Origin of the sequence: Streptomyces sp. B6B3, assembly GCF_039871525.1 — a bacterium.
In the GTDB taxonomy this organism is placed as follows: domain Bacteria; phylum Actinomycetota; class Actinomycetes; order Streptomycetales; family Streptomycetaceae; genus Streptomyces.
In genome coordinates this window covers 151,420-178,293 of the sequence record NZ_JBDPLU010000005.1, presented here as the reverse complement: position 1 = coordinate 178,293, position 26,874 = coordinate 151,420, and the positions used below count along the sequence as shown (strand labels likewise).

Annotated in this window: 20 protein-coding genes; 12 read left to right on the top strand and 8 right to left on the bottom strand. The window is 72.7% G+C overall.

The features are described 5' to 3' along the window. The 4 genes from ABGB06_RS13280 to ABGB06_RS13265 are packed head-to-tail and all read right to left on the bottom strand — an operon-like array spanning position 1 to position 4,195. Positions 1-3,054, bottom strand: a complete 3,054-nt coding sequence (locus ABGB06_RS13280) for a hypothetical protein (protein ID WP_347588669.1) — start codon at positions 3,052-3,054, stop codon at positions 1-3. Positions 3,055-3,072: 18 nt separating this feature from the next. Further along, positions 3,073-3,471 (bottom strand): DUF6507 family protein, encoded by a 399-nt coding sequence (locus ABGB06_RS13275; protein ID WP_347588667.1) that lies wholly within the window; start codon positions 3,469-3,471, stop codon positions 3,073-3,075. A 32-nt stretch (positions 3,472-3,503) separates the two neighbouring features. After that, positions 3,504-3,812, bottom strand: coding sequence for a pore-forming ESAT-6 family protein (locus ABGB06_RS13270; protein ID WP_347588665.1), 309 nt, complete (start codon positions 3,810-3,812; stop codon positions 3,504-3,506). 50 nt (positions 3,813-3,862) lie between these two features. Continuing rightward, a complete protein-coding gene (locus tag ABGB06_RS13265; RefSeq protein WP_347588663.1) occupies positions 3,863-4,195 on the bottom strand; it encodes a hypothetical protein in 333 nt (110 codons plus the stop codon). A 144-nt stretch (positions 4,196-4,339) separates the two neighbouring features. Here ABGB06_RS13265 and ABGB06_RS13260 point away from each other — a divergent pair, with 144 nt between their 5' ends. The 5 genes from ABGB06_RS13260 to ABGB06_RS13240 all read left to right on the top strand — a co-directional run bounded on the left by ABGB06_RS13260 (position 4,340) and on the right by ABGB06_RS13240 (position 13,137). Further along, positions 4,340-4,606 carry a hypothetical protein gene (locus tag ABGB06_RS13260; protein WP_347588661.1) on the top strand — a complete coding sequence of 89 codons (267 nt, stop codon included), beginning with the start codon at positions 4,340-4,342 and terminating at the stop codon, positions 4,604-4,606. Continuing rightward, positions 4,600-5,997: a type VII secretion integral membrane protein EccD gene (eccD, locus tag ABGB06_RS13255; protein ID WP_347588660.1), complete on the top strand. Its 1,398-nt coding sequence runs from the start codon at positions 4,600-4,602 to the stop codon at positions 5,995-5,997. The genes ABGB06_RS13260 and eccD overlap by 7 nt, the downstream gene beginning before the upstream one ends. 623 nt (positions 5,998-6,620) lie before the next feature. Then, complete coding sequence (locus ABGB06_RS13250) at positions 6,621-7,505, top strand: hypothetical protein (RefSeq protein ID WP_347588658.1); 885 nt, start codon at positions 6,621-6,623, stop codon at positions 7,503-7,505. 92 nt (positions 7,506-7,597) lie between these two features. After that, positions 7,598-11,752: a type VII secretion protein EccCa gene (gene eccCa, locus ABGB06_RS13245; RefSeq protein ID WP_347588656.1), complete on the top strand. Its 4,155-nt coding sequence runs from the start codon at positions 7,598-7,600 to the stop codon at positions 11,750-11,752. After that, a complete protein-coding gene (locus ABGB06_RS13240; protein WP_347588655.1) occupies positions 11,749-13,137 on the top strand; it encodes a DUF6177 family protein in 1,389 nt (462 codons plus the stop codon). The genes eccCa and ABGB06_RS13240 overlap by 4 nt, the downstream gene beginning before the upstream one ends. Before the next feature lie 61 nt (positions 13,138-13,198). On the opposite strand, the gene ABGB06_RS13235 is transcribed toward ABGB06_RS13240, so the two are convergent. Then, entirely contained in the window at positions 13,199-13,552 is a 354-nt protein-coding gene (locus tag ABGB06_RS13235; protein ID WP_347588653.1) for a hypothetical protein, read from the bottom strand. A 151-nt stretch (positions 13,553-13,703) separates the two neighbouring features. Beyond that, complete coding sequence (locus ABGB06_RS13230; protein ID WP_347588651.1) at positions 13,704-14,216, bottom strand: SseB family protein; 513 nt, start codon at positions 14,214-14,216, stop codon at positions 13,704-13,706. Between the two features lie 158 nt (positions 14,217-14,374). On the opposite strand from ABGB06_RS13230, the gene ABGB06_RS13225 reads away from it, so the two are divergent. The 3 genes from ABGB06_RS13225 to ABGB06_RS13215 all read left to right on the top strand — a co-directional run bounded on the left by ABGB06_RS13225 (position 14,375) and on the right by ABGB06_RS13215 (position 18,704). Continuing rightward, complete coding sequence (locus ABGB06_RS13225; RefSeq protein WP_347588649.1) at positions 14,375-16,204, top strand: acyl-CoA dehydrogenase; 1,830 nt, start codon at positions 14,375-14,377, stop codon at positions 16,202-16,204. Between the two features lie 67 nt (positions 16,205-16,271). Continuing rightward, positions 16,272-17,576, top strand: coding sequence for a M18 family aminopeptidase (locus ABGB06_RS13220; RefSeq protein WP_347588647.1), 1,305 nt, complete (start codon positions 16,272-16,274; stop codon positions 17,574-17,576). A gap of 303 nt (positions 17,577-17,879) precedes the next feature. Further along, positions 17,880-18,704, top strand: coding sequence for a maleylpyruvate isomerase family mycothiol-dependent enzyme (locus tag ABGB06_RS13215; RefSeq protein ID WP_347588645.1), 825 nt, complete (start codon positions 17,880-17,882; stop codon positions 18,702-18,704). Between the two features lie 26 nt (positions 18,705-18,730). Here ABGB06_RS13215 and ABGB06_RS13210 read toward each other — a convergent pair whose 3' ends face one another. After that, positions 18,731-20,473 (bottom strand): protein kinase, encoded by a 1,743-nt coding sequence (locus ABGB06_RS13210; RefSeq protein WP_347588643.1) that lies wholly within the window; start codon positions 20,471-20,473, stop codon positions 18,731-18,733. 271 nt (positions 20,474-20,744) lie between these two features. Between ABGB06_RS13210 and ABGB06_RS13205 the strand changes: the two genes are divergently transcribed. After that, complete coding sequence (locus tag ABGB06_RS13205; protein WP_347588641.1) at positions 20,745-22,388, top strand: protein kinase; 1,644 nt, start codon at positions 20,745-20,747, stop codon at positions 22,386-22,388. Positions 22,389-22,403: 15 nt separating this feature from the next. Next, a complete protein-coding gene (locus ABGB06_RS13200; protein ID WP_347588639.1) occupies positions 22,404-23,558 on the top strand; it encodes a phosphotransferase in 1,155 nt (384 codons plus the stop codon). Positions 23,559-23,690: 132 nt separating this feature from the next. On the opposite strand, the gene ABGB06_RS13195 is transcribed toward ABGB06_RS13200, so the two are convergent. After that, complete coding sequence (locus tag ABGB06_RS13195; protein ID WP_347588637.1) at positions 23,691-24,350, bottom strand: response regulator transcription factor; 660 nt, start codon at positions 24,348-24,350, stop codon at positions 23,691-23,693. 372 nt (positions 24,351-24,722) lie between these two features. On the opposite strand from ABGB06_RS13195, the gene pdhA reads away from it, so the two are divergent. Together pdhA and ABGB06_RS13185 are read left to right on the top strand one after the other, a co-directional pair. Further along, positions 24,723-25,877 (top strand): pyruvate dehydrogenase (acetyl-transferring) E1 component subunit alpha, encoded by a 1,155-nt coding sequence (pdhA, locus tag ABGB06_RS13190; RefSeq protein WP_347588635.1) that lies wholly within the window; start codon positions 24,723-24,725, stop codon positions 25,875-25,877. Continuing rightward, positions 25,877-26,869 (top strand): alpha-ketoacid dehydrogenase subunit beta, encoded by a 993-nt coding sequence (locus ABGB06_RS13185; RefSeq protein WP_347588633.1) that lies wholly within the window; start codon positions 25,877-25,879, stop codon positions 26,867-26,869. The genes pdhA and ABGB06_RS13185 overlap by 1 nt, the downstream gene beginning before the upstream one ends. Positions 26,870-26,874: the final 5 nt, after the last annotated feature.

Genomic DNA, 26,874 nt, shown 5'->3' with positions numbered 1-26,874 from the left:
TCAGATCACACCCCTCGACCGCAACTCCTGAATCGCAGCGTTGACAACATCGTCTATGTTCGACAGATCATCCGCTAGGCGAACGGATGGCGGTTCAATTCCAAAGGCCCGCTTCCAGTGATTGAAATGCCCCTCATGATAGTGCGGTGCCAGGTCGTGCGCCCCGGCCTGGTCGAGGCTGGTGGGGAACTCTCTGGTGTACGTTCCATCCGTTTCGTCGAGCTCCCACAAGCTGGGATGGTCCGATGTGTAAGGCAGGCCTGCCCGCATCAGTTCGCTTTCGAAATATTCGTGAGCCATCAGGCTCCTGAAACGTGCGAGCTCACCCGCATCAAGGGTACCGGCGCGGGCTCCCTGCCACAGGTCGGCAATGTGATCATCTGGTGTGAAGAGCCCTCTTCTGGTCTCTCCCGGTCCAACCGGTACGTCGTGTTGGGACCGGAACAGGTGGCTTTTGACCTGCCGGAGCACCGACTCGTCGATCCCGGTGTTCCGGGAGATCTCGGGCAGGTCGACCCTGTTGGGGGTCGCCCGTATGTCCTCGTAGGCGCGTCCGGCGGACTCCGATGGCTCGTCGACCCAGTTCGCACCGCTCGCACCAGCGCCCGGTGGCGGGCGGTCGGGCGCCGGCCCGATGTGAATGTCGCCCGCGTCGCCGGGCACGGGGACGTCGTTGAAGATCTGGTCCTGCTGGGCCTGCAGGCGGGCGACCTCGTCCGGTGAGACGCCGGGCAGGCGCTGGGTCTCGTAGAGGCCGTGCGTGTCCATCTTGGCCGCGAAGCTCTCCGGGGTGTGGAACTGCACCTCGAAGATCTGGCCGGAGACCGGGTCGCACCACGTGGAGTTGATGCCCTTGTAGCCAGGCGAGTCCCACGTGTTCTTGAACGTGACGTTCTCGAAGCCGCGGGCCTGGAGGTCGTTGACGGCCTGCTGGACACCCTCGGTGTAATTGCGGGCGGGAATCTCGACCGTGTACCGCGTGGAGTCCTTGATCCGGTTGAGCGCCTGCTCGGGGGTGAGATTGGGGTTCTCCAGGAGATCCGTGGCGAGCTTGCGCTTGAGCGAGTCCTCGCTCTTGAGCCGGTAGTCGAGACCGGTGAGGCTGCCGTCGTCGACCCCGGCCGCGATGTCCTGCATCGTGTTGGTGATGCGGGGTTCAGCGGCCGCGGTCTGGCGGAGGAAGTCGTCGGCGGCCGCGTTGGCCTCGGGGTCCAGGCGCAGCCCGTTCTCGCCCGCCCACGAACCGTCGGGGAGGTTGCCCGCCGGCGGGTTCGGGATCGTGCCGCCCGGGGGAAGGTCCGTCCCGCCACCGGGTCCGCCGGTGGATGGCCCGGAGTTCGGGTCGGAGGTGGACAGATCGTCTCCCGGCGAACCGTTCGAAAGGTCGTCGCCCACACCGCCGGTCGGAGGCAGATCGCCGCCGCCTCCGGCGCCTGCGCTGCTGCTGGGCGGAAGGTTGGGGTCGCTGGCCTGGGCGGTGGGACCCGGTAGGTCGGATGGGCGGCTGGTGCCGCCGGGGGGGAGGTTGTCGCCGGTCTGGGCCGTGGTGGGGGGGAGGTTGTCGCCGGCGTTGCTTGTGCCGACCGTGGCGAGTTCGGGGTCGCGGGTCGGGGTGGTGGCGAGGATGTCGCGGTCGACGGCCGAGAGTTCGGCGGGGATCTGGTCTGCCGTCTGGGCCGTCTGGCCGTTGGGGAGGTCGAGTTGGCCGTTGGGGTGGAGGGTGGAGCCGTCGGGGAGGCGGACCGTGTTGTCGGGGAGGGTGACGGCCTGGGTGCCCGCCGGGAGGTCGGGGAGCGGGCCGGTCTCGGGGATCACGGTGCCGTCCGCGAGGCGGAGGGTGCCGTCGGGGAACGCCGTCGCCGGGAGGGTGTTGGTGATGTTCGCCAGATCGCTGGCGATGTTCCCGATGCTGCGCAGGCCGTTCAGACCGGCGCCGGCGACCCGGCCGATCTGGGCCACGGGGTCGATGAAGTTGCCGACGCGCGCGGCGGCGCTGACCGCGCGGGCGGTCGCGGACGCCGCGGCACCGGTGCCGGTGACGGCCGTGCCCGCGCCCAGCGTGGCCACCGTGGTCACGACGTTGAAGGTCAGCAGCCCTGCCGCGCGGGCGGGGTTCTCGCTCCACTCGTCCCAGGCGACCATGGATTTGCCGACGTTGACCGTGGTGTCCATGCTGTCGTCGATCCAGCCGCGGACCGCGTTGTCCTCGGGCAGCAGGCGGGAGCCGGCGTAGGTCAGGAGCCCGACGGGGCCCGCGAGCAGGGCCAGTCCCGTGGCGAGCTGGCCCAGGCCCTGCCACGCCGCGCCGAAGTTGTCGCTCCAGGGGTTGAGCAGCGTTCCGAGGCCGGTGATCGTGCCCCAGATGCCGTCGACGATGATGCCGTCCCAGACGAAGCTCTTGAGGTGGTGGCCGACCTCGTACCAGTGGTGCTTCTCCTCCACCGCCTTGCCCCACGGGGTTTCCCCCGCCTGGGACATGTCCTCCACGGACATGCCGTACATGTTCTCGCCGCCGGAACCGTCGTCGACGGTCCACTGGGTGCCGCCGACCAGGGCGGTGATGGCGTTGGCGCAGCGGCGTTCCGCGGCCCAGAACTCGGCGACCGTCGTGGAGATGTCGGAGATCAGCTGGTTGTTGCGTTCGACCTTGCCGCCGTCGTACTGCCATTCGTCGTCGCCGTCGATCTCGGCGACGAAAGCGTCCGCCTCGGCCTTCAGCGACTGGAGGCGCTCGACAAGTGGCCGGATCTCGTCGGCATAGGCGGAAAGGGACGAGCCGACGGACTCCAGATCGGAGGCGAAGGTGTCGGCCCGGTCCCGCACGGGCGTGGTGGTGGCGAAGAGTTGTTCGGCTTCCGGGGCCTGGTAGAAGGCGGACAGACCCTGGAAACGGGAGTGGATGTCGCTGCCGATGTCGCGGATGTCGCCCGCGTCGCTGGATAACGCCCCGTGCGCGGTTTCGAGCAGTCCCAGGTCGCCGGTGAACTCCGGAATTCCGGAGGGATCCACCCGGTCCGGTTCCTCGACCTGACACGAACCAATCTCTTCGGCCATGGGCCGGTTACCCCCCTGCTATTGCGGTTCCTGGTAGCCACCCGCCGAGGGTCCCTCGTAGATGCGAGGCATCTCGGGTGGCCGCAGCGCCTGCCGCTGCGCCTCCGCGGCCATCTCCAGGTCGCCGTCGACGTACGCCATGGTGGCGTCGGAGGCGCCGGTGAGGGAGGCGCTCGCGCGCGCCACGATGTACTGCACGTCCGTCTGCGTGGCCTCGGCGAACTCGTTGAGCGCGGCGCCCACGATGCCCATCGCGGGCGCCGCCTGGCCGTTCATGGCCAGGGTGCCGGCGTAGGTCGCCGCGTTGTTGAGGTGGTCGCTGTAGCCCGAGCCCCAGCCCTCGATGTCGTTGGCCCGGTCGACCGTGCGGTCCAGTACGTCCCGCACGCCCAGCGGCTGGATGTCCCAGGTCGGCATGTGTGGTTACCCCCTCCCGTCGAACGATGCGGTCAGCCGATGCCGTCCACGGCGGCCTGCGCGCGGCCCAGCGTGTTCTGCGCCGTGGCGTCGTTGTTCTCCAGGGTGGTGCGCAGCAGGTTGATGATCTCGCGCACCTCCTGGGCGGAGCTGTTCCACCGCTGTTCCACGCCGTGGTACTGGTCGGAGACGCCGTCCGCCTGGAAGTCGGCCATCGCCGCCTTGACCTGCTGGTCGCGGGCGGTGATCACACCCTCCAGCTGGTTGAGGACGCCCGTGATGTTGGTCTGCGCCTCGCCGGAGGCGCCCGTGTCGTAGCTGCGTCGGTCTTCCGTCGCCATGATGTCCTGATCCTTAGGGTGTCAGCGGGTCGGTTGGCCGAACTCGGGGGTCAGCGGGCCTGGAAACGGGCCGCGTCGAAGTTGGCCGAACTCATCGCCTGGGTCGCGTTGTCCGCCGACTCCTGGTCACCGGTGCCGAATGCCTGGTCCATTCCCGACTGGCCGCCCAGGATGGCGCTCAGCGCGCCGTTCAGGGCATTCGTGATCTCGTCGGAGTTGGCCTTGAACGCGTCGAAGGCCGCCTTGCCCGCGCCGTTGAAACGCCCCTCCAACGGCTCCGCCGCCGTGATCAACTGCTGGATCAGCACGCCCAGGTCGGTGCTCGATCCCTGGGACTGCTGGATCAGCGTGGTCAGTGTCTGGGATCCCATGTCGAACTTCACGTGTTCGTCCTCCCCCTGAGGCTCCACCGGACTTTTCCACCGTCCACTGGGACTATAAGACTGGACGCTGACACCTGTGCATGAGTTCCTGGTGCAGGAGAACGATCGGGCCATACTGGAGAGCTGAGGGGCAGGAGGGGACACATGGCCCGGGACTATGACAGCCAATTACTCGAGTCGGTGGCGGTGCGGCGCAGGCGGTTGCGGGACGCACTACTGTTCGGGTCGCAGCGCATGCGGCGGAGTCTGGACGAGAATCTGGGGAAGATCTTCGGCGGGATCGCGCTCGCCGCCGTGGTGTGTGCCGGCTGCGTGGGCTGGTCGTTCATCTCGCAGCAGATGCGGGAGGAGGGCGGGCTGTTCGGCCTGGCGGAGCAGGAGTCCGCGAGTACGGGGGGATCGGGATGGTGAGCGCCACCGATGCGGCGGCCCGGGCACGGACCCGGCTGAGTCGCGTGACGTTGGCCGGTGAGGGCCGGCGGATCGATCTGCTGGTGCCCGCCGAGGAGCCGATCGGAGAGTTACTCCCCGACGTGCTGCGGATGTTGGACGACCATCCGGTGTCCAGGCCCGCGGCGCGGCGGTTAGTGACCGCCGACGGGGCGGTGCTGGCGCAGGACGAGACGTTGGCCGGCGCGGGCATCGAGGACGGGGCGGTGCTCCGGCTGGTTCGGCAGGAGGAGACGCCCGCGGCGCCCGTGGTGCACGACGTCGCCGACGCGGCGGCCGAGGATCTGGATGTGCGCGGCTGGCGCTGGGACGCGGCTTCGACCCGGGCCTGGGCGGCCGGCGTGGCCACGCTCGCGATGGGCCTGGCGGCGGCGCTGCTGGCCCGCGGCTGGTACGGCGCGGACGCCGTCGCCCCCTGGCTGGTCGCCGCCGCGCTGGCGTCGGCCGGCTCCGGGGTACTGGCCGCACGCGTCGCGCGCCAGACGGCCGCCGGTGCGGTCCTGATCCTGTTGGGCGGGGTCCTGGGCGGGGTCGGCGCCTGGCTGTTGGCGGACGACGCGGGTGAGGACACCCGGCTGCTGCGGCTGGTCACGGTCGGTTTGGCGGTGGTGGCAACCCTCGGGTTACTGGGCGCCTTCGCCGGTCTCGGGCGCAGCGGGCTGGTCGGGGCCGGTGCCGTGGGCCTGCTGCTGGGCGGCTGGGCGCTCGCGACGGTGCTGACGCAGCAGGACGACCGCGGCGGGGTGGTGCTGGGGGTGACGTCGGTGCTGATGCTGGGGCTGCTGCCCCGGTACGCGCTGATGACCTCGGGACTGACCCGGCTCGACGACGCGCGCGCCGGAGGTGCCTCGGTGAGCCGGCACCGGGTGGACACGGCCCTGGCCGCTACGCACCGCGGGCTCGCGCTGGCGGTCGTGGCGACGGCCGCCTCGGCGGCGGTGGCGGGCTGGCTCGCGGTCGGCGAGCGGGCGGGGAGCGCCGGAGCGCCGCCGCAGGGGCCCACCTGGTGGTCCGTGACGGTGACGGTGCTGCTGGCGCTGATCCTGGTCTCGCGGGCCCGGGCGTATCCGCTGGCCGTCGAGGTGGTCGCGTTGCTCGCGGCCGGGGCGGTGCTCGCGGTGCGGCTCGTCGTGGTGTGGGCGGGGGAGTCGGGAGAGCCGGCTGGGCCGCTCGTCGTGGTGTGCGCGGTCGCGCTGCTGCCGCTGGCGCTGCACATGGTCCACCCGCCGGACCACGTGCGGGTGCGGCTGCGACGCATCATGAACATGGTCGAGTCGCTGGCCGTGGTGGTGCTGATTCCCGTGGCCGTCGGCGCGTTCGGGGTGTACGGCCGGCTGTTGGACACGTTCTGATGGCCGGAGAGGGCGGGCGAGGCAGCTGGCAGGGGGAGGTGCTCCGGGAGATGCGCGAGGCCGCTGGCGCGGAGCCGGGCGGGGCGGGGGATGCGGCGGCGGTGGCGGGTGCCGACGCGCCACGGGCCGTGGTCGGCTCGGAAGAACCGGGTGCCGTGGCCGGCGCCGCCGGCGGTACGGGGAGTGGCCGACAGGCGGAGCCGCGCGCCATGCCGCGAGCCGCTGGGCCGGCACGCTCCGGGGCTGGCCCTGGAGCTGGTTCCGGCGACGTGGGAGCCGCGGAGGGCACCGTCGCTGGAGCGGTGAATGGCCGACGGGCGGAGCCGCGCGTCGTGCCGCCGCTACCGCCCCGGCCGGCTCCCCAGGCTCAGCGCTCGCCGCTTCGGTCCCCGCAGGTTGGCACCGCGCAGGGTCCGCCCCTGGAGGGCCCGCCCTCGCCGGCTGGCGGCCCGCCGGGTGCGCCCCCGCCGGCTCAGCCCTCGCAGGCAGGCTCCGCGCCGGCTGGCGCTCCGCAGGCGCAGCCGCCCGTGCGGTGGTCCGAGCCGCGGCCGGACTGGCCACCGCCCACCGGGATCGCCCGGCCGGGCCCGTCGCCGAGCCCGCTGCCGGCCACGGCGCAGCCCGTGACCGGCGACGAGGAGGTCATCCGGGCGAGGCACGGGGACTCGTTCGGGCGGCGCGCCGTCAGCGCGGCCAGGCGCCTGCTGTCCTCCTCGGCCGGGGAGACCGAGGGCCTCGCCCAGCTGGCCCGCATGATCCAGCAGCCGATCACCACCGGGCGTCAGATCGCCGTCACCAGCATCCGCGGCGGGGCGGGGAAGTCCACGGTCGCGGCGCTGCTGGCCCTCACGTTCGGGCACTACCGGACCGACCCGGTGATGGCCCTGGAGGCCGACGCGATCCTCGGCACGCTGCCGCGCCGCCTGGGTGCCCGAGAGGTCCGCTGGTCGTGCGCGGACGTCGCGCACATCATCGATCCGTCGATGCGGATCACCGACGTGACGGGCTATCTCGTGCCGTTCGACGGTGGCTGGTTGCTGCCCGGCAGCCGGGGCGCGGTGGACGGACCGCTCGACACCCAGTCGTACTGGACGGTGGTGACCTCGCTCCGGCGCTTCTTCGGCACCACCGTGGTGGACTGCGAGACGCTGCCGGCGGAGGTGGCCCGGCTGGCCCTGGCCACCACCCAGGCGCGGGTGCTGGTCGCGCCCGCCACGCCCGAGGGCGTCGCCACCACCCGGTGGGTCCTCGACTGGGCCGCGAGCCTCGATGCCGGAATCCTCGCCACGACCGTCGTGGCGCTGGTGCGCACCTCCCCGGACACGACGCTCGACGAGCGGTGGGCGGCCACGCGGCTGGAGGTCGGCGGCGCGTGCGTGATCCCGCTGCCGTACGACCGGTCGCTGGCGGCGGGCGGCGAGATCCGCACCGAGCGCCTGGGGCAGGGGATGCGCGAGGCGGCGGCGCGACTGGCGGCGGAGACGATGGACCGCGCGGTCCGGCACTGAGCCGGCCCGGACCACGCGGCGCTGAGAACAAGAACGAGAACAAGAACGAGAACGAAGAACAGGACGAGGACGAGGATGGGGAGGACCGGGCGATGAGCACGCGTCAGGTGCACCGGCCCGCACGCACCACCCGCCCGTTGCCCGCACCGGCCGACCGCCACGTCGAGCCGCCACCGAACCTTCCCGAGGGCAAGTCGGGCTCCGCCGCGACCTCCCTGCTGCCCATGATGGGCGTGATGGGCTCGGTCGTGATGATGACCGTCATCCGCAGCAGCCAGTTCGCGGCGCTCGGCGCCATCATCCTCGTCGTCGCCGTCATCGGCGGCGTCGCGCTGCTGTTCTCCCAGCGCGGTAAGGCCCAGCGCACCCGCCGCGCCCAACGCGAGCGATACCTGGAGTATCTGGAGGAGCTGCGGGACGAGCTGGCCGCCGAGGACCGCGAGCGACGCGCGACCGCCCGGGTGCTGTACCCGCTGCCCGAGGCCCTCTACGACCTGGTCCGTGATCCGGCCCGGCTCTGGGAACGACGGCGCCAGGACGCGGACTTCCTGCGGGTGCGGTTGGGCACCGGTGAGGTGCCGGTGCGGCGTCTCACCCTGCAGCGCGGCAGCGGCACCGTGCTCACCCCACCGGACCCGTTCATGCTCAACGAGGCCGCCGGCCTGGTCGAACGCTTCGCGACCGCGCCCGAGATGCCGCTGACCGTGCGGCTGGACCGGGCCGGCGACATCAGCGTCGTCGGGGACCGGGCCGCGGTGCTGCGGGTGGCCCGCACGCTCGTCGTCCAGGCCGCGGCCGCCCACGCGCCCGACGACCTCGCGCTCGCACTGGTGGCTCCGCCGGACCGGCTGGCCGCCGACTGGGAATGGCTGAAGTGGCTGCCGCACGTCCTCGACGCCCAGTCCTGGGACGGCCCGGTCAACGCGCGCCGGATCGCCGCCTCCACCGGCCAGCTGGCCCGGGGACTGGCGGGCGAGCTGCGGCAGCGCGCGGCCTACGCCTCGGAGCTGCGCCGCGGCCTGGCCACCCGGGAGGCGCTGCGCCTGGTCAGGCGGCTGGTGGTGGTGAGCGACAGGCACGGCGAGCCGGCGCACGAGCTGCCCCGTCCCGACGACGCGGTGTCGCTGGCCGACATGGGCGTGACGGTGCTCCACCTGCTCGCGGATCGGACCCACGAGCCCGACCGGGTGTCCGTGCGCATCACGGCGACCGAGGACGGCACCGTCACCGTCGAGGACCTCCGTGGGGACACCGGCGGGGCCGGCGGCGGCGCGGCCGGAGAGGAGGCGGAACCCGTGGTGATCCGGGGCAGGACGGCGGGGGTGACCGCGGCCGGGGCCCTGGGGCTGGCGCGGATGCTGGCCCCGCTGCGGCTGACCCCGGAGTCGTCGGCCGCCGGGACCCCGTTGTCGGGCCCGGTGGACTTCGCCGAACAGCTCGGCATCGAGGACCCGGGGGCGCTGGCGACCGGGGAGCTGACGCGGCTGTGGGCGCCACGCCGGGGTGACCAGTCGTTCCTCCGGGTACCGATCGGGCTGGGCGACGACCGCGAGCCGGTGCTGCTGGACCTGAAGGAGTCCGCCGAGCTGGGAATGGGCCCGCACGGACTATGCGTGGGCGCGACCGGCTCCGGCAAGAGCGAGCTGTTACGCACGCTGGTGCTGGCGCTGGTCACCACGCATCCGCCGGAGGACCTGTCGCTGGTCCTGGTGGACTACAAGGGCGGCGCCACCTTCGCCCCGTTCGCGCCGCTGCCGCACGTCGCGGGCGTCATCACCAACCTGGAGAACCGCGCCGGGCTGGTGGAGCGGGTGCACGCCAGCCTGGCGGGTGAGATCAAGCGCCGCCAGCAGGTGCTCAAGGACGCCGGGGACATCCCGGACATCGCCACCTACGCCGCGGCCCGCGCCCAGCGTCCCGAGCTGGCGCCGCTGCCGCACCTGTTCGTCGTCATCGACGAGTTCGGCGAGCTGCTGACCGCCAAGCCGGACTTCATCGAGCTGTTCCTGTCCATCGGCCGGATCGGCCGGTCCATCGGGGTGCACCTGCTGCTGTCCAGCCAGCGCATCGAGGCGGGCAAGCTCAAGGGCCTCGACACCTACCTCTCCTACCGGCTGGGTCTGCGCACCTTCTCCACCGAGGAGTCGCGCACCGTGCTGGACTCCCCCGACGCGTTCCACCTGCCGCCGATGCCCGGCTTCGGCTACCTGAAGGTCGACACCAGCGTCTACGAGCGGTTCAAGGCGAGCTACGTCTCAGGGCCCTACCGCGGCCCCGCGCTGCCGCAGGCGGCGCGCGACGAGCGTCCGCCGGTGCTGCCGTACCCGGCGTACAACTCGCTCGCGGACGCCGCCGCCGACCCCGGTGCGCCCGGCGAGGACCAGGACGCGCGGGACGCGGCACCGACGGCGCCCGCCCGGCGCACGGTGGGCCCGACCCTGCTGTCGACCGTGGTCGAGCAGGTGGCCGGCGCCGCCGCGCCCGTGCTGCGGATCTGGCTGCCGCCGCTGCCCGAGGCACTGGCCCTGGACGCGGTGGCCGGCCCGTTGCGCACGGGGAGGGACGGCCTGCGCTTCTCCCGGCTCGCCGCCTCAGGGCCGGACCACGACCAGCCGATGCGGGTGCCGCTGGGCCTGCTGGACGATCCGGCGCGGCAGCGGCAGGGCCCCTGGCTGCTCGACCTGACGCGTTCGGGCGGCCACGCCGCCGTCATCGGCGGGCCGCAGAGCGGCAAGACGACCCTGTTGCGCACCCTGATGCTCTCCCTGGCGCTCAGCCACACCCCGCGGCAGGTCGCCGTCTACGGCCTGGACCTGTCCGGCGGGGGCCTGGCGCCGCTGGCCGGGCTGCCCCATGTCGGCGGGGTGGCGGGCCGGGCCGACCGGGAGCGGGCGACGCGCACCGTGGAGGAGATCCGGATGATGCTCGGCGCCCGGGAGGAGGCGTGCCGCGAGCACGGCGTCGATTCGGTCGACGACCTGCGGCGGCTGCGCGCGGCCGGCCGGCTGCCCGAGTTGGGACCGCCCGACGTGGTGCTCGTCGTCGACGGTTTCGGCGCACTGCGCCAGGACTTCGAGGAGCTCGACGACGCGGTCTCCGAGCTGCTGCGCCGCGGCGGCGGATACGGCATCCACGTGGTCGCCTCCATGCTGCGCTGGAACGACGCCCGCATCGCCAACCAGTCGGCCTTCGGCACCCGGATCGAGCTGCGGCTCAACGATCCGGGCGACAGCGGCATCGACCGGAAGCTGTCCCAGACGCTCAGCCCGGACGAGCCGGGACGGGTGCTGACCGACCGCAAGCTCTTCGCCCACACCGCGCTGCCCCGCGTCGACGGCCTGGCCGAGGGCGCCGAGCTGGGCGTCGCCGTGGAGCGGGCGGTGCGCGCGGTGCGCGTCGCCTGGTCGGGGACGGGCGCCCCGCCGGTGCGGGTGCTGCCGGCGCGGCTGCCGGTCAGGCGACTGCCGTCCCCGGCGGCCGAGCCGGAACGGGTGCCGATCGGCCTGGACCAGACGGCGCTGCGCCCGGTGCTGCTCGACCTGTTCCACCGCGACCACCATCTGCTGGTCCTGGGCGACGGCGAGTGCGGCAAGACGAACCTGCTGAAGGTGGTCGTCCGCGGCCTGGTCGAGCGGTACTCGGACGAGGAGCTGGTGTTCGCCGTCATGGATCCGCGCCGCGGGCTGCACAGCGTGGTGCCCGAACCGTACCGCGGCGGCTACGCGCACAACGCGCGGCTGGCGGCGCGGCTCGCGACCGGGGTGGCGCGGCAGCTGGAGGAGCGGATGCCGGACGACTCCACGCCGCCCGAAGCGCTGGCGGCGGGGCGGGCCGTCGTGCCGAGCCCGCGCATCGTCGTCCTCGTCGACGACTACGACAACCTCACCACCGCGGGACAGCAGCCGCTGGCGCCGTTCGTTCCGTACGTGCCCTCGGCCGAGGACATCGGCCTGCACTTCGTGGTGACCCGGCGGGTGGCCGGTTCGGCCCGGGCACTGTACGAGCCGTTCCTGACCGCGCTGCGGGAGAGCGGCGGCACGGCCCTGGTGATGTCGGGGAACCGCACGGAGGGCCAGCTCCTTCCCGGCGTCTACGCGGCCCCGCGCCAGGCCGGTCGCGGCACGTTCGTCCGCCGCGGCGAGCCGGCCAGGATCGTCCAGACGGCCGTGGACCGGGAACTCGACACGGAGTCCGACGGCCCTGACCGTCCCGATCTCACGAAGGACACGGGGGACCCGAAGCGGTGACCACCGACGTGATCGCGCTGACCGAACGGATGCCGGACGCCTGGAGCCTGGTGGCGGGGCTCGCCTCGGGCGGCGCCGACACGCGCGTGGCGACGGCGCCGGGCACCGAGGACGCGGTGATCCAGCTGCTGGACTCCGAGGGCAGGCCGCTGGTGTCCGTGGAGGCCCCCATGCTGGTGCACGCCGCCGGCGAGGCCGAGCGGCTGCTGGGCGTGCGGGTGCCGGCACCGGTCTGGTGGACCGAGGTCCGGGCCGCGACCGCGGTCGAGGGGGGCGCGGAGCTGGCGGGCACCATCGCCACCCGGCTGGTGTCCCTGCTGGGTGGCACTGTGTGGCCGCCCGACGCGACCGCCCGGGACGGCGGCGCGGCGGTCGTGCCGGATGTGACGGCGGCGGCCCGCCCCGCGGCCGCCCAGCCGGCCGTCGACGTGTTGACCGGGAAGGCGGTCGCCGTCATCCAGGACCGGCCCGTGGTGGCGATGACCGCCTGGCTCGCCGACGCGTTGCGGGCGGCCACGGCCGGCGGCCGGGCGCTGCAGATCGTCACGCCGCGGGGGGTGCGGCTGACGCTGCCGACCCGGGCCGCGTTGTCCGGGCTGCCGAACCGGTGGGTGGTGCGGGACGGGGCGGGCGGGTATCACGACGGGCTCTCCGGCGCCGAGCTGCGCTGGCGGGACGGCGCCTTCGCGGCGACCGGCGCCGCGTCCCCGGCCTTCGTCACCGCCACGCGGGAGGCGGCCACCTGTGAGCCGGGGCACCAGCTCGTGCTGACGTTCGTCACCCGGGGCCGGGCCGAGCGGGAGCTGGTGCTCGGTGGCGCGCTGGAGTCCGTCTGGCGCCGCCTGACGGACGCGTCAGGGCCGCAGGCGTGGGGAACGGCGGAGCCGGCCACCCTGCCCTGGTCCCGCCAGGAGCTCACCGATCTGGCCCGCCGCCGGGCGCCGGCATCGACCTGGTTCGTCGCCGTCGGCGACCCGGAACGGCCGGGCATCGCCACGCTTCGCGTCGCCCGCACGACGGGCGGCGTGGAGGAGGACGTCACCCTGGCACTGGCGCGGCGGGCCCCCGACGAGGGGGAGCTCCGGGCCGTGGCGACGGAGCTGGTCGCCGAGCACGGGCTGGTGTCGCTGCTGGTACAGAGCCGCCGAGCGCGCGGCGACCTGACCGTGCCGCCCCATCTGGAGACCCCGCCCGTGCCGCTGGCCTTCGTGCTGGGCGCCGAGGGCGTCCGGGAGGTCGGCCGGGACCGCGCCGCGGACCCGCCGCTCGCCGGCACCGCCCCGGCGAGGGTGGGCGCCGGGCTGTACTACCCGCTCGGCGACGGCGGATGGCAGACCTTCCAGGAGCTGATGGGATACCTACACGCGGCCGGCCGGAGCGGCTGAGCGTCACGCTCCCGCCGATCCGGCCCGGTGTCCGCCGAGGCCCGCCGACGCCCGCCGGCGTTCAGCTGACGTCGCCGCCCTCGGTTTCGATCAGCTCCAGCAGTTCCTCGGCCTCGCGCCGCACGTCCTCGGGGCGGCCGGGGCGCAGCAGGCGGCCGGCGCGGTCACCCCAGCGCGGGGAGACGTTGTAGCGGGTGCCGTTGACCCGCATGTGCAGCGTCCGGCCGTCGGTGAAGCGTGCCTCGGTGGCGCTCACCCGGCTCAGCGGGGCGCTCTCGATCAGGTGGCGGTCGGACCCCAGGAGGGTGATCATCCCGTCCTCGACGGTCACGTAGCCGTGCTGGGCCACCGGCCGGACACCCCTGCCGATGTGCACCTCGTCGAAGATGCGCGTCTTCACTCCGTTGGACGACATGCCCTTCACCTCGTTCCGCTCTCGGACGACGGCGGGTACCCGGGATCGTGAGGGCGAACCGAGGGGGTGTCACTTTCGGCCACGCTCCGGCCACGCGCGGGTCCGTCGCGGCTCGGTCGCGGCTCGGTCGCGAACCGTCGCGGTCCGGCGGTCAGCCGTACATCCGGCGCATCGTGTAGTCGACCATCTCCTCCACCGCCCTGGCGTCCATCACGATGCGGTGCTCGCCCTCCATGTCCAGCGCGAAGCCGTAGCCCGTGGGCAGCAGGTCGAGCACCTCGCCGCCGGTCACGGTGAAGTACCTGGAGTCCTTGCCGGCGTAGCGGCGGAGCTCCTTGAGCGAGGTGAACAGCGGGATCACCGGCTGCTGGGTGTTGTGCAGGGCCAGGAAGCCCGGGTTCTCGCCGCGCGGGCAGTAGATCTTGGCGGCGAGGAAGACGTCGTGGAACTCCTCGGTGGACAGGGCACCCGAGGTGTACGCGCGCAGCGCGTCGGCGAGCGAGGGCGGCGCGGGGGGCGCGGCCTGGGCGGCGGGCTGCGCCTGTGCCTGGGGCGGGGGCTCGGGATACAACTGTTGCCCCCCGTAGCCGTCGGGGGACGGCTGTTGTGGTACGCCGTAGGGCTGCTGAGGGCCCACATAGGCGGACTGGTCGTATCCATACATGGTTGGAAGCCTACTGAGATTGGGCCGCTACCGTGCCTCCCGTCCGGTTCACGGGCCCGGATTCCCCTTGCGTCTTATTACCGCCGGGTAGCATGATGGGTGTTACCTGTCGGTACGAGCACCGAGCGCACCCTACGAGCACCTACGGAGTCGCCGCCATGGGCCACTACAAGTCGAACCTCCGCGACATCGAGTTCAACCTGTTCGAGGTCCTGGGCCGGGAGTCCGTGTACGGCTCGGGGCCCTTCGCCGAGACCGACGTGGAGACCGCCCGCAGCGTGCTCGCGGAGATCTACCGGCTGGCGGAGAACGAGCTGGCCGCCTCGTACGTCGAGGGCGACCGCAACCCGCCGGTCTTCGACCCCGAGACCCACGCCGCCCCGGTGCCCGAGGCGTTCCGGCGCAGCTACCGCGCGTACATGGACGCCGAGTGGTGGCGGCTGGGCGTGGGCGACGAGCTGGGCGGCGAGACCGCGCCCCGTTCCCTGGTCTGGGCCGCCGCCGAGGCCGTGCTGGGCGCCAACCCGGCCATCTGGATGTACGCCTCCGGGCCCGCCTTCGCCCAGGTGGTGCACGCCGAGGGCACCGAGGAGCAGCGGAACATCGCGCAGCTGATGATCGACCGCGAATGGTCGTCGACCATGGTGCTCACCGAGCCGGACGCCGGCTCCGACGTGGGCGCGGGCCGCACCCGGGCGATCCCGCAGGACGGCGGGCACTGGCACATCGAGGGCGTCAAGCGCTTCATCACCTCGGGCGAGCACGACCTGACGGACAACATCATCCACCTGGTGCTGGCCCGCCCCGAGGGCCACGGGCCCGGCACCAAGGGGCTGTCGCTCTTCGTGGTGCCCAAGTACGACTTCGACTGGGAGACCGGCGAGCTCGGCGAGCGCAACGGCGTCTACGCCACCAACCTCGAACACAAGATGGGCCTGAAGGTCTCCAACACCTGCGAGCTGACCTTCGGGGCGCACGACCGCCCGGCCAAGGGCTGGCTGCTCGGCGAGAAGCACGACGGCATCCGCCAGATGTTCCGGGTCATCGAGATGGCCCGGATGATGGTCGGCACCAAGGCCATCGCCACCCTCTCCACCGGCTACCTGAACGCCAGGGACTACGCGAGGGACCGGGTGCAGGGCCCCGACCTCACGCAGTTCGCCGACAAGGCCGCGCCGCGCGTCACCATCACGCACCACCCCGACGTCCGCCGTTCGCTGATGACGCAGAAGGCCTACGCCGAGGGCATGCGCGCCCTGGTGCTGTACGCCGCCAGCGTGCAGGACAGCATCGTGGTGAAGCAGGCGGCCGGCGAGGACGCCGAGGTCGAGGAGGCGCTCAACGACCTGCTGCTCCCCGTCGTCAAGGGATACGGCTCCGAGCGCTCCTACCAGCTGCTCGCGGAGTCGCTGCAGACCCTCGGCGGCTCGGGCTACCTGCAGGAGTACCCGATCGAGCAGTACCTCAGGGACGCCAAGATCGACACCCTCTACGAGGGCACCACGGCGATCCAGGGCATGGACTACTTCTTCCGCAAGATCGTCCGCAACCAGGGGGTGGCGCTCACCGCGCTCGCCGAGGAGATCAGGAAGTTCCTGGCCGAGGCGCCCGGCGGGGAGGAGTTGGCCGCCGCGCGCGACCAGCTGACCACCGCCACGGGCGAGCTGGAGGCGATGGTCGGCGTGCTGCTCACCGACCTGGCGGCCACCGAGAAGGACGTCAACTCGCTGTACAAGGTGGGGCTGAACACCACGCCGTTGCTGCTCGCCTCGGGCGACGTCGTCGTCGGCTACCTGCTGCTGCGCGGCGCCGCCGTGGCCGCGGCGAAGCTGCCGGACGCGGGCCGGCAGGACCGCGCCTTCTACCAGGGCAAGATCGCCGCCGCGCGGTTCTTCGCGCAGACCGTGCTGCCCGGCGTCGCGGTCGCCAGGGCGGCGGCCGAGACCACCGACCTGTCGCTGATGGAGCTGCCGGAGGAGGCGTTCTGACGGCGTTCTGGCGGCGTTCCGACGGACGGAGCGCCACGGCGGCGAGCGGGTTCGTATCGTGGAGGGCATGACTGCTCCCGCCGGCCGCTTCGATCGCGCGCACACCGACGACCTGATGGCCTTCCTGGCCGCCTCGCCCTCCCCGTACCACGCGGTCGCGGGGGCGGCGGCGCGGCTGGAGAAGGCGGGGTTCCGCCAGGTCGACGAGACCGTCGCCTGGGACGGCGCGGCCGGCGGCCGGTACCTGCTGCGCGGCGGCGCGCTCGTCGCCTGGTACGTGCCGGAGCACGCCACGCCCGCCACCCCGTTCCGGATCGTCGGCGCGCACACCGACTCGCCCAACCTGCGGGTCAAGCCGGTGCCCGACACCGGCGCGCACGGCTGGAAGCAGGTCGCCGTGGAGATCTACGGCGGCCCGCTGCTCAACAGCTGGCTGGACCGCGACCTGGGCCTGTCGGGCCGGCTGTCGCTGCGCGGCGGCGGGAGCGTGCTGGTCAACGTAGACCGGCCGTTGCTGCGGGTGCCGCAGCTGGCCATCCACCTCGACCGCGGCGTCAACAACGACGGGCTGCGGCTGGACCGGCAGCAGCACATGACGCCGATCTGGGGCACCGGCCGGCCGCGCGAGGGCGAGCTCATCGAGTTCCTGGCGGCCGAGGCGGGGCTGTCGCCGGGTGAGGTCATCGGCTGGGACCTGATGACGCACTGCGTCGAGCCGCCCGCCTATCTCGGCCTCGACCGGGAGCTGTTGGCCGGCCCGCGGATGGACAACCTGCTGTCCGTGCACGCCGGCACCGCCGCGCTCGCCGCGGTGGTCGGCGCCGGCACGAGTGAGGAGCCCACGCACATCCCGGTGCTGGTCGCCTTCGACCACGAGGAGAGCGACAGCCAGTCCGACACCGGCGCCCAGGGTCCGCTGCTCGGCACCGTGTTGGAGCGCTCGGTGCACGCCCGCGGCGGCGGCGTCGAGGACCGGGCCCGGGCGCTGGCCGCCTCGGTCTGCCTCTCCTCCGACACCGGCCACGCCGTGCACCCCAACTACGCGGCCCGGCACGAGCCGGGACACCACCCGGTGCCGAACGGCGGCCCGTTGCTCAAGGTCAACGTCAACAACCGGTACGCCACCGACGGTTCGGGGCGGGCCCGGTTCGTCGAGGCGTGCGAGCGGGCCGGCGTCGGCTACCAGACCTTCGTCTCCAACAACGCCCTGCCCTGCGGCACCACCATCGGCCCGATCACCGCCGCCCGGCACGGCATCGCCACCGTGGACGTGGGCGTGGCGATCCTGTCCATGCACTCCGCCCGCGAGCTGTGCGGGTCCAGCGACCCCTACCAACTCGCGGGCATGCTGGCCGCGTTCCTCGCCCACTGAGCCGTCTGGGACGACCCCTCCCGGCCGGCCCGGTGGCGTAGGATGCGCGGGACACCGTGGCACCCCCGGTGGGCCGTCGTCACACGATCGTGAAACGCGGCGGCCATGCTGGAGCTCACGGGGTCGGGCCGCGCCGCACTGCACGGCGGCGCGGCCCGGCCTCGCCCGTTCGCCGCCCCGTCGCCTGCGGGATTTGCCCCTAGGATCTGATGAGGGGCGGGAAACCATTCACCGGCTGCCCCCGCGCAGCGTAACGTGTGAACACCCAAGCCAGCGCCAGCGACAACCGCCACGAGGGGTCCCGTGACCGTGCAGCCGAGCCTTCAGCCATCCATCGATGCCTGGACCCAGTCCATCGAGGCCATATCCGAGCTCGTCTCCTCGCTGGTCGACGGGGAGTGGAACCGCCCCACCGAATGCCCCGGTTGGTCCGTGCGCGACATCGTCTCCCACGTCATCGGCATGGAGTGCGAGGCGCTCGGCGACCCGCGCCCCATCCACACCCTCCCCCGCGACCTGTACCACGTCACCAACGAGGCCAAGCGGTACATGGAGGTGCAGGTCGACGTCCGCCGGCACCACACCGGGCCCGAGATGACCGGCGAGTTGGAGTACACGATCATTCGGCGCTCCCGGCAACTTCGCAACGAGCGGCGCAAGGCGGAGGACACGGTCACCCACCCCATCTACGGAAAGCAGACCCTGGCCGCGTTCCTCGTGCTGCGCGCCTTCGACGTGTGGACGCACGAGCAGGACCTGCGGCGCGCGCTGGGCAAGCCGGGGAACATCGACTCGGCCGCGGCGTACCTCGCCCGCGACGTGCTGATCTCCGAACTCCCGAGGGTCGTCGCCGAGAAGGCGGGCGCGCCGAAGAGGTCCGCGGTGGTCTTCGACGTCAACGGGCCCGTGGAGTTCCTGCGCACGGTCCGGGTGAACGAGCAGGGCCAGGGCACCGTGGACGGCAGCCCCTCGCTCGGCCCGCTGGTCACCTTCACCCTGGACTGGGAGACCTTCGCGCGGCTGGCCTGCGGGCGGACCCGGCCGAAGAAGGTCGCGGACCGGCTGAAGATCGAGGGCGAGCAGGACCTGGCGGACCGCATCCTCACGAACTTCTCCGTCACGCCCTGACAGTCCCCAGACGGATCACTGGCGGATCACTCCGGCTCGTGCCCGGTGGAGACGGTGAGCTTGATGACGTCCTCGTCCGGGATGAACGGCTCGAACTCGGCGGGCGTCTGGTCGACGACCATACCCTCGCCCTTGAGCACCTCGTCCTTGTACGTGATGTCCTCGTCGTAGGTCCAGCCGGCCGCCCGGATGCACGCCTTCACCGAGTCGATGTGCACGTCGTAGAAGTCCGGTAGCTGCACCGCGCCCGGGTACTCGTCCTGGTCGTAGTACTCGTAGGCGTCGGTGCACTCGGACGCGTCGATGGTCTTGTTCGGGTCGCCCGGCTGGAAACGCGGCTCGTCCTCCGTGGCCTCCGCCGTGCTCTCCCGCGTCGGCTCGCCTCCGGTCTGTTCGCCGCCGCCGCCGGGGTCGGCCTGCGGATCGCCGCCGTCGTCGCCGCCGTTGAGTATCACCACCACGGCCACCACCGCGACCAGCGCGATCGCCACCACCGACGCGGCCACCACCATCAGCGTGCCGTTCCGCCCGCCGCCGGAGCCGGCCGGCTGGGGGTGCTGCGGGCTGACGTGGTAGGGCGGAGGGGTCGCCGGCGCGCCGCCGGGCGCCGGGGTGGCCGGACCCGAGTAGGGCCCGCCGGGCGGCTGGGCGCCGGGGACGTGGCCCCAGCCGGGGGTCGGGGTCTGCGGCGGCTGCCCCGCCGGCGGGTGCGCCAGGGACGCCGGGGTGTGCGGCGGGCCGTACGGGCTCATCGGCTGGTGCGACTGGTTCGGCTGGTGTGGCTGGTGCGGCGAGCCGAACTCGGGGAAGACGGCCTGGGCCACGCCCGCCCCGCTGTTACCGGGGGCCGGCGCCCCCGGCACGATCCGCGGCATCGAGCCGCTCGCGGTGCCGGCGATCCGGAGGATCTCCGCGCGCACGGCCTCGGCGCTCGGGAACCGGTCGTTGGGGTTCTTCGCCAGCATCCGCGCCACCATGGCGTCGATCGGCGGCGGCACCGAGGCGTTGATCGAGGAGGGCGCCGGCGGCTCCTCCTGGACGTGCGCGTACGCCACGGCGAGCGGCGAGTCCGAGTCGAACGGCAGGCGGCCGGTGAGCAGTTCGAAGAGCATCACGCCCACCGAGTACAGGTCGGAGCGCGCGTCCACGGCGCGGCCGAGCGCCTGCTCGGGGGACAGGTACTGCGGGGTGCCGACGACCATGCCGGTCTGGGTCATGGCGGTGACCCCGGACTGCATCGCCCGCGCGATGCCGAAGTCCATCACCTTCACCACGCCGCGCCGGGTGAGCATCACGTTCCCCGGCTTGATGTCGCGGTGCACCAGGCCCATCTCGTGGCTGATGTCGAGCGCGGCCAGCACGTCCCCGGTGATCGCCAGCGCCTTCTCCGCCGGCATCGCGCCGTACCGGGCGATGTCCTCCTCCAGCACGCCGCGCAGCGGGTCGCCCTCGACGTACTCCATGACGATGTACGGCACCGGGACGTCGTCTATTCGGTCCTCGCCGGTGTCGAAGACCGAGACGATGTTGGTGTGCGTGAGTTTGGCCACGGCCTGCGCCTCGCGCTTGAAGCGCTCCCGGAAGGCGTCCTCGGTGCCCAGGTCCGAGTGCATCGTCTTGATCGCGACCTGCCGCTCCAGCACCGTGTCCCAGGCGAGGTGCACCGACGCCATGCCGCCCCGGCCCAGCAGGTCCCGCAGCTGGTAGCGGCCGCCCCCCACGGTGCGGCCGGAGAAGTCCCGCGGCGGCGGTGCGGCGTGGTCACTCATCTGTCTGTTCCCCCTTGGCGCGGTGAGGCCGGGTCGTGGGTGCCCCGCGCGCATGATACGGACCGGCGCCGCCGGTACGATGCCCCGGTTTTCGCCCCAAGTCTGCCCGAGCGCCCCTTCACGTCAAGCACGTTGTCCGTACCGTGACCGCCTCCCCCGGCGTCCCGCCCACCCCACGCACACGCCGTCGCCCCCTGTCCACCCAACTTGTCAGCGCGCCCCCGGAACGGGTTTGATGGCAGTCGCGAACCAGCGATTACGGCGAGGACTGATGGCACACCAGCAAGGCGCTTCGGGCTCTGACGACCACGAGCCCGCGGCGGCCGGCAGCGAGGTGCCCGATACGCCCGAGATGTACGGCAACAACGGGCTCGTCGGCGAAGGGCGCTACCGCCTGACCCACCGCCTCGGCCGGGGCGGCATGGCGGAGGTCTTCGCCGCCGAGGACGTGCGGCTCGGCCGGCCCGTGGCCGTCAAGCTGCTGCGCGCCGACCTCGCCGAGGACCCGACCTCCAAGGCCCGCTTCACGCGTGAGGCGCAGTCCGTCGCCGGGCTCAACCACCACGCCGTCGTCGCGGTCTACGACTCCGGCGAGGAGTTCCTGCGCATCGGCACCACCCGCGGCACGATGGTGCCGTACATGGTGATGGAGCTGGTGCACGGCCGCACCATCCGCGAGCTGCTGATCAACGCCGAGGCGCCGCCGATCGAGCAGGCCCTGGTCATCGTCTCCGGCGTGCTGGAGGCCCTCGGCTACAGCCACCAGCACGGCATCGTGCACCGCGACATCAAGCCGGCGAACGTCATCATCACCGACACCGGCACGGTCAAGGTGATGGACTTCGGCATCGCCCGCGCGCTGCACGGCGCCTCCCAGACCATGACCCAGACGGGCATGGTCATGGGCACCCCGCAGTACCTCTCGCCCGAGCAGGCGCTCGGCAAGACCGTGGACATCCGCTCCGACCTGTACGCGGTCGGCTGCCTGCTCTACGAGCTGCTCGCGCTGCGTCCGCCGTTCGTCGGCGAGACCCCGCTGTCCGTGGTCTACCAGCACGTCCAGGACATCGCCCGGCCGCCCTCCGAGATCGCCGCCACCGCGCCGCCGGAGCTCGACGGCCTGGTGATGCGGGCGCTGGCCAAGGACCCCGGCGAGCGGTTCCAGTCCGCCGAGGAGATGCGCGGCATGGTGCAGTACGCGCTGCGCATGCTGGAGGAGCACGGCTCGCACACCGGCGGCCTGTGGAACACCGGCTCCGTCTCCACCGGCATGACCCCGCCGATGGGCACCCCCGGCGCCACCGCGAGCACCGCCCGGGTGCCCGCGGGCCTGGCCGCCACCGGCCAGCTCGCGTCGCCGATGCTGCTCGGCCAGCCGGGTGACGGCGACCACACCAGGGGCCACGGCCGGTCGGGCGGCGACGGCCGTCGGGGCCGGCTGCTCCTCGTCGCGCTGCTCGCCGTGGTGGCCATCGGCACGGGCGTGCTGGTCGCGGCCAATCTCGGCGGCGACGAGGAGGGCGGCGGCACCGGCACGGAGACCCAGACGGAGGATCCCGGGGACAACGGGGGCGGCCAGCCGGAGGACGACGAGACGGCGGACCCGCAGACCGAGAACACCGACGAGGGCACCAGCGAGGACGACGACTACGTCCCGACCGACCCGAGCACCCCCACGGTGACCGAGACGGACGAGGTCACGCCCAGCGAGTCCGAGACGCCGACCGACGACGAGACTCCGACGGACGACGAGTCGTCCACGGACGAGGAGACCCCCACCGACGACGAGTCGTCCACGGACGAGGAGACGCCGCCGGACGAGGAGACGCCGCCGGACGACGACGAGACGGAGCCGGACCCCACTCCCACCGAGGAGGAGGACGAGGGCACGTCCGTGGGCGGCTCGCTTCCCTGATCGACCCCTGATCCGATGCCGCCTTCCGCGCGCACCCTGTCCGCGCTGCTCTGCCGCTACGGGGCCGGCGAGCCGCTGGCCTGCGAGCCGCTCTCCGAAGGGCTGCTCAACCGCGGCTACCGGCTGGCCACCACCCGGGGCCGCTTCTTCCTCAAGCACCACCTCGACGGCGATCCGGACGTCGACGACCCCGAGGCCGTCCCGCATCTGGCGCAGCAGCACCGCGCCACCGCCGCGCTGGCCTCGCTCGGGCTGCCGGTGGCGCCGCCGCTGGCCGACCGGGACGGCCACACCGTCGCCGTGCACCGCGGGCGCCGCTACGCGCTGCATCCCTGGGTCGACGGCCGGCACCGGGCCGGGGCGGAGCTCAGCCCCTCCGAGTGCCGCCGGCTCGGCGCGCTGCTCGGCCGGGTGCACCGGGGGCTGGAGCACGTGATAGGGCAGATCATGGGCTATGTCGGCCCCGTCGCCCACCTCGGCCATCTGAGCCGGCCGGCGCAGCGCGCCCAGCCGGCGGCCGTGGCGGGACGGGGCGCGACCGGCTTAGCCGCCCGGCGGCCGCCGCCCGCACCGGCGTCCGCCGACCCGGCCGACACGTACGCGTTGATCGAGCGGCTCCTCGCCCGGATCCGCGGCCGGGCGCGCCGCAGCGGCTTCGACGAGCTCGCCGAGTGCCGGCTGCTGGAGCGCCGCGACCTGCTCGGCCGGCACGCGCACCGCCGGCCGCACGGCGGGCAGGCGCCCCCGTGGGGCTGGGTGCACGGCGACTTCCACCCGCTGAACCTGCTCTACCGGGCGGAGGGGCCGGGCCCGGACGGGCCGGTCGAACCCGCCGCCATCATCGACTGGGACCGGCTCGGCGTGCGCCCGCGCGCGGAGGAGGTGGTGCGCGCCGCCGCGATCTTCTTCCTGCGCCCGGACGGCGGCCTGGAGCTGGACAAGGTGCGCGCCTACGCCCGCGCCTACCGCCACGGCACCTGCACGGACGCCGCGGAGCTGGCCGAGGCCGTGCACCGGGTGTGGTGGGAGCGGCTGAACGACTTCTGGATCCTGCGCTGGCACTACGAGCGCAACGACCACCGCGCCGACGCGCAGTTCGCCGCCACGGCGGCCCTCGTCAGCTGGTGGACCCACCACACCCCCGCCGTCCACGACGCCTTCTGCGACTGATTCCGTGCTCCCGCACCCCCCACCGGGCCGTGCCCGGGAGGGCGAAGGCGTGCGGCACGGGGCCGGGGCGCGGCCCCGGGAGAAGGCCGGTGCGACTCGCCGCGGGGGCCCGCGGGATCGCCCGGCAAGGGCTCAGCGCCGGCGTTCCGCGTCGCGGCGGGCCACGAAGGCCGCCGCCTGGGAGCGGCGCTCCATGCCCAGCTTGGCCAGCAGGCTGGAGACGTAGTTCTTGATGGTCTTCTCCGCCAGGCGGAGCTCCTCGCCGATCGCCCGGTTCGTCAGGCCGTCCCCGATCAGGTCCAGGATCCGTCGTTCCTGGTCGGTGAGCCGGGCCAGCCGCTCGTCGCCCTCGTCGCCGCCGCCGCGCAGCCGCTCCAGCACCCGCTGGGTCGCGACCGGGTCGAGCAGCGACTTTCCCGCCGCCACGTCGCGCACCGCCGCCAGCAGCTCGGAGCTGCGGATCGCCTTGAGGACGTATCCCGAGGCGCCCGCCATGATCGCGTCGAAGAGCGCCTCGTCGTCCGCGTACGACGTCAGCATCAGACACTTGATCGACTCGTCGCGGGACCGCACCTCCCGGCACACCTCGACGCCGCTGCCGTCCGGCAGCCGCACGTCCAGCACGGCGACGTCCGGCCGGGTCATCGGGATCCGCGCCGTGGCCTCCGCGGCGGTGCCCGCCTCGCCCACCACCTCGATGTCCGGTTCCATCGACAGCATCTCGTGCACGCCGCGCCGGACCACCTCGTGGTCGTCGACGAGAAATACCATGATTTTTCCGTCTTGCCGCACACTGCCAGTGTCACACAGGCTTCCCGTGCCCGCCCAGCCGGGTTAACGTGCAAGTGTCCCAAGGCCCTGCGAGGCTAGGACCAGTGCCGTTCCCCGGCCACGAAGGCGACGCGGACCAGTTACTTGGATTTCCAGGTAAATCCGCAGGTCAGGGGCGCTTTCCTGGGTTGTGGAGTCACTGGATACCGTGCTCTCATGGGGCCGTTGCACGGGACACGAACGGGACGTACGACCGCTCGGTTCCGTCCGCGTCGCACCCACCCCCGTGCGTCGCCGCACGGACCGCGCGAGCCTCCCCCAGGCCCTTCGGCCTGGGAGGTACCCCATGGCCGCCCGGCGGATCCCGGGGGCCAGACCGACGGAGGAGCACGAGTGACCGCGGAGACCAGCACCGCACGTGGCGCGTCGCGCCGCACGAGCAACGGCAGGAAGCGCAGCACCAGGGCCAGGAACCGGCCGGAGATGGTGCAGCTGCTCACTCCGGAGGGTGAACGGGTCGAGCACCCGGACTACGCCCTGGACCCCACCCCCGAGGAGCTGCGCGGTCTGTACCGCGACATGGTCCTCACCCGGCGCTTCGACGCCGAGGCCACCACGCTGCAACGCCAGGGCGAGCTGGGCCTGTGGCCCTCCGAGCTGGGCCAGGAGGCGGCGCAGATCGGCTCGGGACGCGCGCTGCGCGAGGACGACTACGTCTTCCCCACCTACCGCGAGCACGGCGTCGCCTGGTGCCGCGGGGTGGACCCGACGAGTCTGCTCGGCATGTTCCGGGGCGTCAACCACGGTGGGTGGGACCCGAACGAGCACAACTTCCACCTCTACACCATCGTGATCGGCTCGCAGACCCTGCACGCCACCGGGTACGCCATGGGCGTGGCCAAGGACGGCGCCGACGCGGCGGTGGTCGCCTACTTCGGCGACGGCGCGTCCAGCCAGGGCGACGTGGCCGAGGCGTTCACCTTCGCCGCCGTCTACAACGCGCCGGTCATCTTCTTCTGCCAGAACAACCAGTGGGCCATCTCCGAGCCCACGGAACGCCAGAGCCGGGTGCCCATCTACCAGCGCGCCCAGGGCTACGGCTTCCCCGGCGTGCGGGTGGACGGCAACGACGTGCTCGCGGTGCTCGCCGTGACCCGCGCCGCCACCGAGCACGTGCGCACCGGCCAGGGGCCGATGCTGGTCGAGGCGTTCACCTATCGCATGGGCGCGCACACCACCAACGACGATCCGACCAGGTACCGCGACAAGGAGGAGTTGGAGGCCTGGGAAGCCAAGGACCCGCTCCTCCGCATGCGTCGCCTGCTGGAGCAGGAGAAGCTCGCCGACGACGACTACTTCGCGGAGCTGGAGCGGGAGAGCGACGCGCTGGCCCGCCGGGTGCGGGAGACCATCAGGACCATGCCCGACCCGGACAGCATGTCGATCTTCGAGAACGTCTACGCCGACGGCCACGCCCTGGTCGACGAGGAACGAGCCCAGTACGCCGCGTACCTCGCGTCGTTCGCCGACCACGAGGAGGGCCGCTGATGTCCACGGAACAGTCGGTGGTGAAGCTGCCGCTCGCCAAGGCGATCAACCAGTCCCTGCGGACCGCCCTGGAGAACGATCCGAAGGTCCTCGTCATGGGTGAGGACGTGGGCAAGCTCGGCGGCGTCTTCCGGGTCACCGACGGCCTGCAGAAGGACTTCGGCGAGGAGCGGATCATCGACACGCCGCTCGCCGAGTCGGGCATCATCGGCACCGCCATCGGCCTGGCGCTGCGCGGCTACCGCCCGGTCACGGAGATCCAGTTCGACGGCTTCGTCTATCCCGCGTACGACCAGATAGTGACGCAGCTCGCCAAGATGCACGCCCGGGCGCTGGGCATGGTGCGGCTGCCGGTCGTCATCCGCATCCCGTACGCGGGCGGCATCGGCGCGGTGGAGCACCACAGCGAGTCGCCCGAGGCGCTGTTCGCGCACGTCGCCGGGTTGAAGATCGTCACGCCCGCCAACGCCTCCGACGGGTACTGGATGTTGCAGCAGGCCATCGAGTGCGACGATCCGGTCATCTTCTTCGAACCGAAGTCCCGGTACTGGGACAAGGGCGAGGTGGACACGGCGGGCATTCCGGGGCCGCTGCACGCGGCGCGGGTGGTGCGGGAGGGCACGGACCTGACCATCGCGGCGTACGGTCCCATGGTGCGGACCGCGCTGCAGGCGGCCACGGCGGCCGAGGAGGAGGGCCGTTCGCTGGAGGTCGTGGACCTGCGGTCCATCTCGCCCATCGACTTCGACACGCTCAGCGCGTCGGTGCGGAAGACCGGGCGGCTCGTGGTGACGCACGAGGCGCCCGTCTTCTTCGGCACCGGCGCGGAGGTGGCGGCGCGCATCACGGAGCGCTGCTTCTACCACCTGGAGGCGCCGGTGCTGCGGGTCGGCGGCTTCCACGCGCCGTATCCGCCGGCGCGCGTCGAGGAGGAGTACCTTCCCGGGCTCGACCGGCTGCTCGACGGCGTCGACCGCGCGCTGGCGTACTGAGAGAG

What these genes read in the sequence shown, in the direction of transcription:
- ABGB06_RS13280 (WP_347588669.1), bottom strand. Translation starts at nt 3,054, where the DNA reads ATGGCCGAAGAGATTGGTTCGTGTCAGGTCGAGGAACCGGACCGGGTG.
- ABGB06_RS13275 (WP_347588667.1), bottom strand. Translation starts at nt 3,471, where the DNA reads ATGCCGACCTGGGACATCCAGCCGCTGGGCGTGCGGGACGTACTGGAC.
- ABGB06_RS13270 (WP_347588665.1), bottom strand. Translation starts at nt 3,812, where the DNA reads ATGGCGACGGAAGACCGACGCAGCTACGACACGGGCGCCTCCGGCGAG.
- ABGB06_RS13260 (WP_347588661.1), top strand. Translation starts at nt 4,340, where the DNA reads ATGGCCCGGGACTATGACAGCCAATTACTCGAGTCGGTGGCGGTGCGG.
- eccD (WP_347588660.1), top strand. Translation starts at nt 4,600, where the DNA reads ATGGTGAGCGCCACCGATGCGGCGGCCCGGGCACGGACCCGGCTGAGT.
- eccCa (WP_347588656.1), top strand. Translation starts at nt 7,598, where the DNA reads ATGAGCACGCGTCAGGTGCACCGGCCCGCACGCACCACCCGCCCGTTG.
- ABGB06_RS13235 (WP_347588653.1), bottom strand. Translation starts at nt 13,552, where the DNA reads ATGTCGTCCAACGGAGTGAAGACGCGCATCTTCGACGAGGTGCACATC.
- ABGB06_RS13230 (WP_347588651.1), bottom strand. Translation starts at nt 14,216, where the DNA reads ATGTATGGATACGACCAGTCCGCCTATGTGGGCCCTCAGCAGCCCTAC.
- ABGB06_RS13225 (WP_347588649.1), top strand. Translation starts at nt 14,375, where the DNA reads ATGGGCCACTACAAGTCGAACCTCCGCGACATCGAGTTCAACCTGTTC.
- ABGB06_RS13220 (WP_347588647.1), top strand. Translation starts at nt 16,272, where the DNA reads ATGACTGCTCCCGCCGGCCGCTTCGATCGCGCGCACACCGACGACCTG.
- ABGB06_RS13210 (WP_347588643.1), bottom strand. Translation starts at nt 20,473, where the DNA reads ATGAGTGACCACGCCGCACCGCCGCCGCGGGACTTCTCCGGCCGCACC.
- ABGB06_RS13205 (WP_347588641.1), top strand. Translation starts at nt 20,745, where the DNA reads ATGGCACACCAGCAAGGCGCTTCGGGCTCTGACGACCACGAGCCCGCG.
- ABGB06_RS13200 (WP_347588639.1), top strand. Translation starts at nt 22,404, where the DNA reads ATGCCGCCTTCCGCGCGCACCCTGTCCGCGCTGCTCTGCCGCTACGGG.
- ABGB06_RS13185 (WP_347588633.1), top strand. Translation starts at nt 25,877, where the DNA reads ATGTCCACGGAACAGTCGGTGGTGAAGCTGCCGCTCGCCAAGGCGATC.